Annotated in this window: 11 protein-coding genes; 3 read left to right on the top strand and 8 right to left on the bottom strand. The window is 38.9% G+C overall.

Annotated features, from left to right (window positions below; genetic code table 11):
• Positions 1-20: 20 nt before the first annotated feature.
• The 7 genes from J0L69_04260 to J0L69_04230 all read right to left on the bottom strand — a co-directional run bounded on the left by J0L69_04260 (position 21) and on the right by J0L69_04230 (position 7,283).
• Positions 21-440, bottom strand: coding sequence for a SufE family protein (locus tag J0L69_04260; GenBank protein ID MBN8692384.1), 420 nt, complete (start codon positions 438-440; stop codon positions 21-23).
• On the bottom strand, positions 441-1,646 hold the full coding sequence (locus J0L69_04255; GenBank protein ID MBN8692383.1) for a SufS family cysteine desulfurase: 1,206 nt from the start codon (positions 1,644-1,646) through the stop codon (positions 441-443).
• Positions 1,643-2,914 carry a Fe-S cluster assembly protein SufD gene (gene sufD, locus J0L69_04250; GenBank protein MBN8692382.1) on the bottom strand — a complete coding sequence of 424 codons (1,272 nt, stop codon included), beginning with the start codon at positions 2,912-2,914 and terminating at the stop codon, positions 1,643-1,645. The genes J0L69_04255 and sufD overlap by 4 nt, the downstream gene beginning before the upstream one ends.
• Positions 2,915-2,923: 9 nt before the next feature.
• Entirely contained in the window at positions 2,924-3,679 is a 756-nt protein-coding gene (gene sufC, locus J0L69_04245) for a Fe-S cluster assembly ATPase SufC (protein MBN8692381.1), read from the bottom strand.
• Position 3,680: 1 nt separating this feature from the next.
• Positions 3,681-5,429, bottom strand: a complete 1,749-nt coding sequence (locus J0L69_04240; protein ID MBN8692380.1) for a hypothetical protein — start codon at positions 5,427-5,429, stop codon at positions 3,681-3,683.
• Positions 5,429-6,886 (bottom strand): Fe-S cluster assembly protein SufB, encoded by a 1,458-nt coding sequence (gene sufB / locus J0L69_04235; protein MBN8692379.1) that lies wholly within the window; start codon positions 6,884-6,886, stop codon positions 5,429-5,431. Before sufB ends, J0L69_04240 begins: the two co-directional genes overlap by 1 nt.
• Positions 6,887-6,956: 70 nt before the next feature.
• Positions 6,957-7,283 carry an iron-sulfur cluster assembly accessory protein gene (locus tag J0L69_04230; protein ID MBN8692378.1) on the bottom strand — a complete coding sequence of 109 codons (327 nt, stop codon included), beginning with the start codon at positions 7,281-7,283 and terminating at the stop codon, positions 6,957-6,959.
• A gap of 217 nt (positions 7,284-7,500) precedes the next feature.
• On the opposite strand from J0L69_04230, the gene J0L69_04225 reads away from it, so the two are divergent.
• The 3 genes from J0L69_04225 to J0L69_04215 all read left to right on the top strand — a co-directional run bounded on the left by J0L69_04225 (position 7,501) and on the right by J0L69_04215 (position 11,666).
• Positions 7,501-9,066 carry an HYR domain-containing protein gene (locus tag J0L69_04225; GenBank protein ID MBN8692377.1) on the top strand — a complete coding sequence of 522 codons (1,566 nt, stop codon included), beginning with the start codon at positions 7,501-7,503 and terminating at the stop codon, positions 9,064-9,066.
• 137 nt (positions 9,067-9,203) lie between these two features.
• The gene (locus tag J0L69_04220) at positions 9,204-10,997 is read left to right on the top strand and encodes an HYR domain-containing protein (GenBank protein MBN8692376.1); all 1,794 of its coding nucleotides are present in this window, start codon (positions 9,204-9,206) and stop codon (positions 10,995-10,997) included.
• Between the two features lie 87 nt (positions 10,998-11,084).
• Positions 11,085-11,666 carry a DUF3109 family protein gene (locus J0L69_04215; protein MBN8692375.1) on the top strand — a complete coding sequence of 194 codons (582 nt, stop codon included), beginning with the start codon at positions 11,085-11,087 and terminating at the stop codon, positions 11,664-11,666.
• Positions 11,667-12,187: 521 nt separating this feature from the next.
• Here J0L69_04215 and J0L69_04210 read toward each other — a convergent pair.
• Entirely contained in the window at positions 12,188-13,048 is an 861-nt protein-coding gene (locus tag J0L69_04210) for a DUF4349 domain-containing protein (protein ID MBN8692374.1), read from the bottom strand.
• Between the last annotated feature and the right edge of the window lie 182 nt (positions 13,049-13,230).

Genomic DNA, 13,230 nt, shown 5'->3' with positions numbered 1-13,230 from the left:
TAACATTAAACCTTCTACTTTTAACTATTTAAAAACGCTAAAGCATCTAACTTCATTTGTTTAATCATGCTCACCAATCCGTTTGCACGTGTTGGCGATAAGTGTTCTTTCAATCCAATTTTATCTATAAATTCCAAATTCGCACTCACTACATCCTCAGGTTTTTGATTACTTAATACTCGAATCATTAAAGCCACCATGCCTTTTGTAATAATGGCATCACTGTCGGCAGTAAAAACAATTTTACCTTCCTTGAGCTCTGAATGTAACCATACTTTACTCTGACAACCTTTAATAATTCTATCATCCGTTTTATATTCCTCCTTTATCTTCGGCAATGATTTTCCCAAATCAATAATGTGCTCATACTTTCCTTCCCAATCGTCGCCAAACAATTCGAACTCTTCAACTATTTCTTTCTCAATTTCCTGAATACTCATTTAACTTAGCATTTTTATACTCTTCTGAAGAGCTTCAATGAAAATATTTACCTCTTCTAATGTATTGTACATCGCAAAAGAAGCTCGCACCGTTCCGGGAATTTTATAACGCGCCATTAATGGCTGCGTACAATGATGTCCGGTTCGAACGGCTATACCGTATTTATCGAGCAGTGTGCCTACATCGAATGGATGCGCACCCTTTACGTTAAAAGAAATAACAGCTGCCTTTTCTAAATGATTGGCGTAAATCTCCACTTCCGGAATTTCATTCAGGCGTTCCGTTGCATACTTCAATAAAGTATGTTCATGCTTGGCAATTTTTTCGATTCCAATTTCATTCACATACTTCAATGCAGAAGCTAATCCTAAAACACCTTCAATATTTGGAGTGCCGGGTTCATAACGCAGTGCGCCTTCTACATAATCCGTTTTATCAAAACTTACTGTTTTAATGGTACCGCCGCCGCTGCGAGATAATTTCAATTTACCGACCCACTGTTTATTCATCCACAATACACCTGTGCCTGTTGGCGCGTAAACCTTATGTCCGCTGAACACATAAAAATCAGCGCCTAATTCTTTTACATCAATCTTCATGTGCGGAACAGATTGCGCTCCGTCAACCAATACAATCAAATCGTATTGTTTTGCAATTTTAATTAAAGCATCAACAGGATTAATAACACCAAGCGTATTAGACACATGTGTTACCGCCAATACTTTTGTTTGCGGCGTGATTAAAGATTCTAATAATCCAATATCCAGTGTGCCGTCTACCTCTACGGGAATCACTTTTAATTTTCCTTCATTCTTTTCACACCACAATTGCCATGGCAAAATATTGGAGTGATGTTCCATTTCAGTGATGATAATTTCACTTCCTACCGGCAATTCCAATCCCGCAGCAACTATGTTGATACTGTCTGTTGTTCCGGCGGTGAAAACAATTTCCTCTGTTTCTGCTCCTATAAATTTTGAAACTGTTTTACGCGCTTCTTCAAATAACTCTGTAGCTTCTCTACTCAACGTATGTACGCCACGATGAATATTAGCGTTATGCTCCGAATAATAATTGACAACAGCGTCAATAACCTGCTTAGGCTTTTGCGTAGTTGCGCCATTATCGAAATACACCAAGGGTTTTCCATTCACCTTCCGGTTGAGTATAGGAAAATCGGCACGTATTTTATTTACATCAATCACTTTAAATGTTGTTCAAATAAGTTCAGTACTCTATGTTGTAATTCTTCAATTTCAATTTTGTCTATCACTTCCTGTGCAAATGCCTGCAATAATAATTTTCTCGCGCTCATCTCGCCAATTCCTCTGGCCTTTAAATAAAATAAAGCCTGTTCGTCTACTTTGCCTGTCGATGTTCCATGCGAACATTTTACATCATCCGCGTAAATTTCCAATTGAGGCTTTGTATTAATGGTAGCGTCATCGCTCAATAAAATATTCTTACTGCTTTGATAAGCATTTGTTTTTTGAGCGTCCTTACGCACATAAATTTTTCCGTTGAAGATGCCGGTTGATTTATCCTTGGCAATGCCTTTGTATAATTCATTGCTTTGGCAGTTTGGCATCTGATGATCTACCAATGTATGATTATCAATCAGCTGATTGCCTTTAGCTACAAACAAACCATTCAAATGCGCTTCACACAAATCGCTAGCCAGCACTACATTCAGATTATTTCTTACCAACGAACCGCCAAATGTAAAGGTGTTAGTAGCATAATTCGCGTAACGGCTTACCTTTACTTGTGTGGTGTTCACCTGGAAAGAATGCAAATCTTCATACTGTAAACGGTACGAATTCAATTTCGCGTTTTCACCTAGTGTTACTTCCGATACATGATTGGTAAAAATGTTTGCCGAATTATTGTAAGAAACGAATGACTCAATAAGTGTAGCTTCCGCGTTGTTTTCCAACACAATCATTTGGCGAGGATTAACAAACGCGTTCTTCTTTACTGAACCAATATTGATAACATGAATTGGCTTTTTTACAACGCCCTTTATCTGAAGATAAAATCCGTTATTTGAAAATGCGGTATTAACTGCAACTAAAGCATCAGCGTCAGGAACAGCCAGACTTGAAATGTGTGTTTGTGTGCTGTTGGTTTGATCGAACGGACTTAACACAAATCCTTCCGCTTTATCTGACAATTCCGGTGAATAAGTGCCATTCACGACAACAATGGTAAATGTGTTGTTCAGCTTATATGCGTGAACTGATTTTATAGAATTGAAATCATACTCAAGCGATTTGAAATCTCTTCTTAATACGGCTTCAATATTGCAATACTTATAATCCTCTACTTTTGCATTCGGGAAACCTTTTTCTTCGATAAAACGAATAGCTGATACCAAAGCAGCATCGGGTATAAACGCGGTTTTATTCCCTGATTTACCTAAAGCATCAAGAATGTTTTGAGTAACGGATGTTTTTGAATCTACTATGCTCATCTCCCGGGATTATGCGTTTTCAAATTGTTTTTTAATTTCATCGTAACCTTTTGCTTCCAACTCCAATGCTAATTCTTTCCCGCCCGATTTTACGATTTTTCCTTTATATAGAATATGAACAAAATCAGGAACGATATAATCCAGCAAGCGTTGATAATGCGTAATTACGATGGTTGCATTGTCTTTCGATTTTAACTTATTAACGCCATTCGCTACAATACGTAAAGCATCGATATCCAATCCGCTATCGGTTTCATCTAAAATAGCCAGTTTCGGTTCCAACATAGCCATTTGAAAAATTTCGTTTCGCTTTTTCTCGCCACCACTGAATCCTTCATTTACGCTGCGGTTCGCTAATTTAGCGTCGAGCTCAACCAGCTTTTGCTTTTCTTTTACCAATGCAAGAAAATCTTTTGCTGCAATTTCCTCCTTGCCGTGATAGGTGCGGATTTCATTTAAAGCAGTTTTTAAAAAGTTAATATTACTCACACCCGGAATTTCCACCGGATATTGAAACGCTAAAAATAATCCTTCGCGCGCGCGATCTTCAGGCGACATTTCCAACAAGTTTTTACCATTGAAAGTAACTTCTCCGTCTGTTACATCGTAATCTTCTTTACCTGCTAAAACACCGGACAAGGTTGATTTTCCTGAGCCGTTAGGCCCCATAATCGCATGCACTTCGCCCGCTTTTACTTCGAGATTAATGCCTTTCAAAATTTCTTTATCGCCAACATTGGCATGCAAATTTTTAATTGTTATCATTTTAGTTGCTATAATTATAATTGTATACTTCTACTTTAAAATCATCTATGTAAAATTCCTTTTTCTCTTTATTCCATATATAAATTACTAATTTGTCTTCTGCATCTAATTTACCATCCATGGTAACGGAGAATTTACGTTCTTTCCACTCACAGCAGTCAGAAGCAGGCGCATCGTTTAATTTGTATGCCTGATAACTTTTCTTTTCGCCTGCCGCATTTTGTATATCTAACACCAACAACGCTTTCTCCGAATTGTTTAACTCTGCTTCCTTACGCTTTAATTTTACTCGCACAAAAATTTTACTTGTGGAGAATCCCAATTTTTCCAAACGGTATTCTACACCGAACTCATTTTCTTTGTAAGTAAAATATTCAGTCGAGTCGAATTTATTTTCATACTTTAAACTTGCTTCCGGATGTTTTTTAGAATAAGGTCTTAAATCATTACATCCGCCTAATACACCGGCGTATTTTTTATCGGTTTTAAATAATACATATTTGAATTTTTCAAAATTCATGCCGGCCGGTGGAATGATGCCGGCTTTATATTGGTAACAAACGAGCAGGTTAAATAATGCTGCTAATGTAATTCCGGATAGCGCAACGGGTTTGATTTTTATTTCACTTACTTTCTTAATAAGCGCGGCACCGGGTAATGCTAACACCGGGAGAAAATCAACAAATGCACGAATACTTATTCCGTCAAAATAAGTGTAAGCCCAATGTGAAGATAAAATGTAAAACACAAAAAGCAGGAAAGCACTCAGCACAAAAAACGAATAGCGCTGCTCTTTATACATAGGTATTAATCCAAATAAAAGTAATAAGCACAAAGGAGTATAAATGAATAATCCGCCATTAAAACCGAAAAGCATTTTAATCGGACTAGGATTAAACAGATACAAACCGTTATCCTTATATGTATACTGCATCAACTTTCCATTTTGGAAATACCATATTAACGACTGAATTGAAATGGTTAATTTAAAAACGGTACCGGCTGAAAACATTTTTAATTTATTATTCCATAAAATATCTTTTGTGCGGTAAATGAACTCACTCCATGAATCGGACCAGAGCGGAATTATAAATAAAATAATCGCATTGATTGGCCGCACCAGAATGATTAAACCAAATAAAATACCGGATGCGATAAAATAAGATAGCTTATAGGTATTGAAAACGCGATACGATGTGTACATAAAAGCGGATATCAGCGCGAAGGAATACACATGCGACATGGTTGGTTCAGTGATAGTATAACTTAACAGATGGGTGCCAAAAAAAACAAGCAGAGAAATTAAAGCAATATGCGTTTCAGAATATTCTTTCTTCAATAAAAGTTTACGGATGAAATAAAAACCCATGATAGCATAAAACAGCGCGCCAATACTTATCATCTTCTGAAATGGTTCGCTGATACCATTGATTTCGTAACCGCCCATGTTTGCCCATCCATAACCAATTAGAAAAAAAGGCAATAACATTAGCGATACACCTACAAAGTGAACATTTATTGTTCCGGTTGGTGTTTGAATTATATACCAAGGCGAAGTATCCTGGTGACCCAAATTATGGTCGATAAAGATGGCCATAAGATAAGAGTAGTAATCATTGCCATCACCGGCAATAACAGAACCGTATCCTATTGCATCTGTACGCCACACAAAAAAATAAATAAGCAAAAGACTGATGAAGCCAATCGCGTATAAATTTAATTTGGAATAATTATTTTGTAAAGCAATCACTATCCTACGCTACCTTCTAAACTAATCGCTAATAATTTTTGTGCTTCTACTGCGAACTCCATTGGTAATTTATTCAACACTTCTTTGCAATAACCGTTTACAATGAGTCCAATGGCCTTTTCAGTATCGATACCTCGTTGCTTGCAATAAAAAATCTGATCTTCCCCGATTTTACTTGTTGTAGCTTCGTGTTCTACAATTCCCGACTTATCTTTTATCTCAATGTAAGGAAAAGTATGTGCTCCGCATTTGTCACTCATTAATAAACTATCGCATTGAGAAAAATTTCGTGCATTGCTTGCGCCTTTACGAATCTGAACCAAGCCACGATAACTATTATTACTGAATCCTGCAGAAATTCCTTTTGATATAATTGTAGAGCGCGTGTTTTTTCCGATGTGAATCATTTTTGTGCCGGTATCAGCTTGCTGGTAATTATTGGTAACAGCTACCGAATAAAATTCCCCAACACTATTATCACCTTTTAAAATCACAGAAGGATATTTCCAGGTTACCGCAGAACCGGTTTCTACTTGTGTCCAGCTGATTTTTGAATTAGCTTCTAAGCAGATGCCACGCTTCGTAACGAAATTGTAAACGCCGCCTTTTCCATCTTTATCGCCCGGATACCAATTTTGCACGGTGCTGTATTTTACTTCCGCGTTTTTATGCGCGATAATTTCTACGACAGCCGCATGCAATTGATTTTCGTCGCGTGAAGGCGCAGTGCATCCTTCGAGATAAGAAACATAAGAATCTTCATCGGCTACAATTAAAGTACGTTCGAATTGTCCGGTACCCGCAGAATTAATACGGAAGTAAGTTGATAATTCCATCGGACAACGCACACCTTTTGGAATGTAGCAGAAAGAGCCGTCACTAAAAACCGCAGCATTTAATGCGGCATAAAAATTATCAGTGTGCGGCACAACCATGCCCATGTATTTTTTTACCAATTCAGGATGTTCCTGAACAGCTTCGCTGAACGAACAAAATATAACTCCTTTTTCGGCCAGTGTTTCTCTGAATGTAGTTTTTACGGATACACTATCAAATACAGCGTCAACTGCAATATTACTTTGTACTCCCGATAAACGTTTTTGTTCTTCGAGAGAAATTCCCAATTTTTCGAAAGTTTTTAAGAGTTCAGGATCTACCTGATCCAAACTTTCGAGCGTTGGTTTGACTTTTGGTGCCGAATAATAAATGATATCCTGAAAATCAGGTTTTGTATATTGAACGTGGGCCCATTCCGGCTCCACCATATTCTTCCAGTGTTTGAAAGCTTTTAATCGATAATCCAATAACCAAGATGGTTCTTTTTTCTTTGCAGAAATAAAACGAATGATGTCTTCATTTAAACCTTTAGGTGCAGTATCGGCATCAATGTTAGTTGTAAATCCCCACTTATATTCGGAATCGATGTGTTCTTTTAGAATTTCGTTTGACATTGTTATTTTAGTAAAAAGTGAAAAGTAGAAGGTTTAAAGCGTGACTATATTATCTTTTCACTTTAAACCTTTAACCTTATACTGAAAAAGATTCCCCGCATCCGCAGGTACGCGACGCGTTCGGATTTTTAAATACAAAACCTTTTCCGTTTAGTCCGCCCGAATATTCTAATTCAGTTCCTACTAAATACAAAAAGCTTTTACGGTCAACTACTATTTTAATGCCTTTATCTTCAAAAGCCTGATCACCATCTTTCATGTTATTATCAAACTCTAACATATATGATAGACCGGAGCAACCCCCACCTTCCACGCCAACGCGAATAAAAGTACCTTCCGGCTTACCGTCTTCCTTCATTAATTTAAGCGCATGTTCCTTTGCTGCTTCTGATACTGTAATCATAACTAATTGATTTTAAATTAATTATTATATTTCTTATTTAGAATTAATCTAATTCCACTACAAATATACCACATTTATGGTATGTGAACAAAAAGAAAACACTGTTTTTTATGTCGATTAAAAGAGTTCTTTTGTGTTGCTTCGCTGTTCACAACCTGTGATTTTTAACAAGCTTTCAATTGTTTGTTTAGATTACTTTTGCTAAAAACAATTATCCATGATAAAACGTTTACTCAACTACAAAAAACAATTGGCTTTGGCTGTTTTAGCTATTGGCTCTTACAATTCGCTTCAAGCACAATGCTTGGGTCTTACTTGTTCACCAAACATTACAGTTACGGCTACAACCGGAACTTGTGGCGCTGTGGTTAACTACTCTGCTCCGGCGGTTACCGGAACATGCTTGGCTTCGACTTCATCTACTTTCGCCTTCACCGGTGCGGCACAATCATTTACTGTTCCTGCCGGTGTTAATACTATTACAATAGAAACATGGGGTGCACAAGGTGGTGCAAATTGGGTTAACAATACAAATTTTGGCGGTTACGCTAAAGGAACATTTACGGTTACTCCCGGAGAAGTTTTAGCAATTTATGTTGGCGGTCAACCTACAACTGGAATTGTTGGTGGATTTAACGGCGGTGGAAACGGTGAAGCTGCCGGTAAAGGCGGCGGAGGCGGAACGGATGTTCGCCGCGGTGGTATTACTTATAACGATCGTATCATTGTTGCAGGCGGTGGCGGTGGTGCAGGATACTGGAGTAGCTTACATGTTGTAGGCGGACAAGGCGGAGGATTAGTTGGTACAGATGGTTACCGTGATCCAAGCTATGCTTCAAATCCGGGCGGACAAGGTGCAACGCAAACAGCCAGCGGATACGGCACATGTTCTACTTTTAGTGTAACTGCCATGGCAGGAGGTTTTGGTTTCGGAGGTTCTCCGAGTGGGTGTGGATGTGAAGGTTATGGCGGCGGCGGCGGCTGGTATGGCGGTGCAGGAAGCGGAAACTGTCGCGGTGGTGGTGGTGGAAGCGGGTACTTATTGCCAACTGCTACTAATACCATGTTTGCAACAGGAACGCGTGCCGGTAACGGACAAGTTGTACTAACGTACGGTGTCCCTCCGACAGCAACATTAACTACAGGTTTGCCTAGCGGTTCAGGTTTTCCGGTTGGAACAACTGTTCAAACCTATTCAGTAGTTGACTCATTCAGCAATACAGCAACTTGCTCTTTCTCTGTAACAGTTATTGACGCGGAAACACCAACTGTAACGTGTCCTGGCGATGTTACGCAATGTATTTCCGTTCCGGTTTCTTCTATTGCTCCGGTTTCTTCTTTTGACAATTGTTCTAGTCCAACTATTACCTATTCATTAAGTGGCGCAACTTCAGGAACAGGAACTGCAAATGCGAGCGGCACCTCATTTAATGTGGGTGTAACCAATGTAACTTATATTGCCACTGATGCGAGCGGAAATGTTGGAACTTGTACTTTCTCTGTTACTATTTCTGCGTGTACAGGTATCGAAGCTATCGCACCACTTTCAGGCGTGAAAATTTATCCAAATCCAAACAACGGAGAGTTTGTGGTAAATCTTGGAACTTACAACAGCAACATGACATTGGAAGTTTACAATGTATTAGGTGAGAAAGTTGTAAGTGAAAAAATTACTTCTGAAACTACTCAGGTGAAATTAAACAACAAAGCAAACGGAACTTACATTGTGAAAATCATGCAAGACAATCAAATGATTTATAAGTCGAGCATTATCAAACAATAATTTCCATTCATACTTAAACAATACTAAAAAGCTTGCGCTTAATGCAAGCTTTTTAATTAAATCTTACACATGTAAGAAATTTCCTTTTGTTGATCGAAATTCCTTATTCTTTAAAAATACATTTACAAAAAAACTTTATGAAATCAATTCTACAAAAATTCAAAGTACAATTAGCGGGTGCCATTGTAGCATTCGGATTGTCAAATCAAGCTCAAGCTCAGTGCTTGTCTATTAATTGTCCACCCAGTTTAACTGTTAATGCGCAAACAGGAACCTGTAGCGCTGTTGTTAGTTATTCAGCTCCGGTAGTTAGCTCCACTTGCGGACTTGTAACACAAACGATTAGTTATACAGGAGCCATTCAACAGTGGACAGTTCCTGCGGGTGTTACTACAATGACCATTCAAGCATTAGGTGCTGAAGGCGGAAACAGTACATCATCCACTATTCCTGCAGGATTAGGTGCTGATATCAGAGGAACATTTACAGTTACACCGGGTCAAGTTTTGAAAGTATTAGTAGGTCAATCTCCAACCGGGGGTAACGGAGGTGGCGGTGGAACCTTTGTAACCGATATGTCAAACAATCCTATTATCATTGCCGGTGGTGGTGGTGGTTCTGCAGGTGCAACTGATTCTCCGAATAAACACGGACAAGCCGGAACTGCAGGTGGAAATGGTGCCGGTGGCGGTGGAACCGGTGGTACTGCCGGAAACGGTGGTAGCATTGGCGCAACATTTGCATCTGGTGCAGGTGGAGGTTTGTTAACTGATGGCGCTGCGGGTTGGACGACAACATCAGGTGGTAAATCATTTTTAAATGGTGGTTTAGCAGGAACCGGTGGAGCTGTTGGTGGATTCGGCGGTGGCGGAAGCGGTTCAGGTTACGTTGTTGGTGCAGGCGGCGGCGGATACTCCGGTGGTGGTTCAGGTTCTAATTCAGCAGGACAAGGTGTTGGCGGCGGCGGCGGCTCATATAACGGCGGAACTAACCAGGTTAATACGACAGGTGTTCATACAGGAAATGGTGTTGTTTACATTACTTACGGAACAGGAACATATACAACAACACAAACTGCAGGTTTAACAAGCGGTTCTACTTTCCCTATTGGTACAACTGTTCAAACTTTTTCGGTTGTAGATTCATTTAGCAACACAACAACCTGCTCATTCTCTGTTACCGTTGTTGATGCTCAAACCCCAACTGTAACTTGTCCTTCTAACGTAGTGCAGTGCGCGGCAGTTGTTTCTTCAATTGCTCCGGTTTCTGCATTAGACAATTGTTCAAGTCCTAGTATTACTTATTCTTTAAGTGGCGCTACAACAGGAACAGGTACAGCTAACGCAAGTGGAACAAGTTTTAATACAGGTGTAACAAACGTAACTTATATGGCTATGGACGGCGCAGGAAACATTGGTTCTTGTACTTTCTCTGTTACCATTAATGTTACTCCTACTGTAACCGCAGTGAGCAGTACAAGTTTAATTTGCAGCGGACAAACTGCTACTTTAACAGCAAACGGCGCCTCAACATATACCTGGAATACCGGATCAAATAATAGTAGCATTGTAATTAGCCCAAGTGTAACCACAAGTTATACCGTTAGCGGTGATAGCAGCGGATGTGTTAACTCAACTGTGATTACACAATCGGTTTCGGCTTGTACAGGTTTTGAAACTCTTGTAGCTAATAATTATAACGTTTCAGTTTATCCAAATCCGAACAATGGTGAGTTTGTGGTAAATCTTGGAACTTACAACAGCAACATGACATTGGAAGTTTACAATGTATTAGGCGAGAAAGTTGTTAGTGAAAAAATTACTTCTGAAACTACTCAGGTGAAATTAAACAACAAAGCAAACGGAACTTACATTGTGAAAATCATGCAAGACAATCAATTGGTTTATAAGTCGAGCATTATCAAACAATAATTTTTTTCTCAACTCTTTTGAAAGTCCGTTAATTAAAACTAACGGACTTTTTTATTTTGTTTCATAAAGATATTTAACTTCGTGGGCATGATAGCTATTGGAAAAACTTTAATATCCGACGATTTACTCGATAAAAAATTTGTGTGCGACCTCAACGCTTGTAAAGGTGAATGCTGCGTGGCAGGAGATAGCGGGGCGCCTTTGGATAAAGAGGAATTGCCGTTATTAGAAGAAGTATTTCCAAAAGTAAAACCTTACATGACTAAAAAAGGCATTAAGGCTGTAGAGAAGAATGGTCCGTGGGTAAAAGACAGCGATGGTGATTACACCACCACTTTAGTAAGCGAAGGTGCCGAATGTGCATTTGTGTTTTTTGATGAAAACAAAATTGCCAAATGCGCCATTGAAGCAGCTTACAACGACAAAAAAGTAAAGTGGCGCAAACCCATCTCTTGCTATTTATATCCGGTGCGTATTGATAAACACAAAACCTATGATGCCGTTAATTATCATCGCTGGAACATTTGTAAACCCGCTTGCGAATGCGGCGCCAAATTAAATGTACCGGTGTTTATGTTTTTAAAAGAACCCTTAACTGTAAAATACGGCAAAGAGTGGTTTAATGAATTACTGAAAGTTTACAAACTCAGAAAAGCAGAAGCAAAATAGGTTTCCCGCGGATTACGCGGATAGACGCAGATATTTTTGTAAACAGATTTCTCGCTATAGCTCGAAATGACAAATTAAAAACAAGCGTCATTCCGACCGGAGGGAGGAATCTGTACCAATTAAGATTGCCCGCTATAGCTCGAAATGACAAATTAAAAACAAGCGTCATTCCGACCGGAGGGAGGAATCTGTACCAATTAAGATTGATCGCTATAGCTCGAAATGACAAATTAAAAACAAGCGTCATTCCGACCGGAGGGAGGAATCTGTACCAATTAAGATTGATCGCTATAGCTCGAAATGACAAATTAAAAACAAGCGTCATTCCGACTGCAAGGAGGAATCTCCCGTTTCAATTTAGATTTCTTCCTCCTCCCGATAGCTATAGGGACGAAATGACAATGAGCTTCAATCATACATTCTCCTTATACTTTATACTTATACTTTATACTTATACTTTACACTTTCTACCTTACACCTTTAAACTTCCTCCTCCCTCACTGTCTCCTGAATCCTTTATCCTAAATCCTGTTCTTCTTTCTTCTTCTAATCAACCAAACAATAAACCACCACACCAATCCGCCAACTAACCATAAAGGCCACAATTGCACCATAATTATTAAGAACCACAAAAATCCGGTGCCGCCATTTTTTAAAGCATCGCCGAATTTGCCGCCGAAATTAAATCCGCTGCTGCGCTTCTCGTAATAATGAATAGTAAGTGTACTATAACTCACTTGATTGCTCAAGTATTTTAATCGTCCTTCGGTCGACTCAATATCTTCGCGTATGTAACTAATCTCCTTCTCTATTCTCAAAATATCATCCATGTTATTGGCCTTGCCTAATAATTCCTGATACTTCGCTTCCAATTGCTTTTTGTTTTTTAAACGCGCTTCCATATCCACAAACTCTTCGCTCACATCTTGTATGTCGATATTCTTTGAATCCAACTCATCCACACCTTCTAAAATTTTATTCAAAAATCCATCGAAATTTTTTGCCGGGACACGCACCGTTAAATTCTCGGAAGGATTTTCGCTGTAATCGTAAGCATTTTCCTTAGCGATGTAACCACCTGCAGCTTTTAACGCTTCTGTAATTTGTTTTTTTGTTTCGCTTAGGCTTTTGGTTTTAAAAGAAACATCGCCGGTCTTAATAAGCTTACGTTCAAAAACCGCAGCCGGCACTTTTTCTGCCACCGAACCTGCTTCTCCGCCTTTTTGCTCCTCACCCGGAGGTGGTGGCGGAGCCGGCGCATTGAATTCCATTTGATCTTTAGCTAAAGTAGCTTCACTAAGCGGACTACTTTCCTTATTGGCTCCGCAAGCGTAAATAAAAATTACCGTGGCAGCGATAAGAACTTTACTGAAATTATTCATGGCTTAAAATTTTATAGGTTGTTATTAATTGATTCCGTTTTTAGTTTTTGGTAACCTTTCGGCTTTTTTGTCTTTAACTTTAATTAAGATGCAGCTAACTTTATGTTTCCATAATGTACTTAAAAATATTTCCTGTACCGCAAAACTTTTTTTGCCATTATTTTTTACTTTTTTTCATGTTG

This window comes from Bacteroidota bacterium (assembly GCA_017303905.1).
GTDB lineage: Bacteria > Bacteroidota > Bacteroidia > B-17B0 > Aurantibacillaceae > JAHEYG01.
The sequence above is the reverse complement of the archived record's forward strand: the minus strand, read 5'-3'. Positions and strand labels throughout refer to the sequence as shown.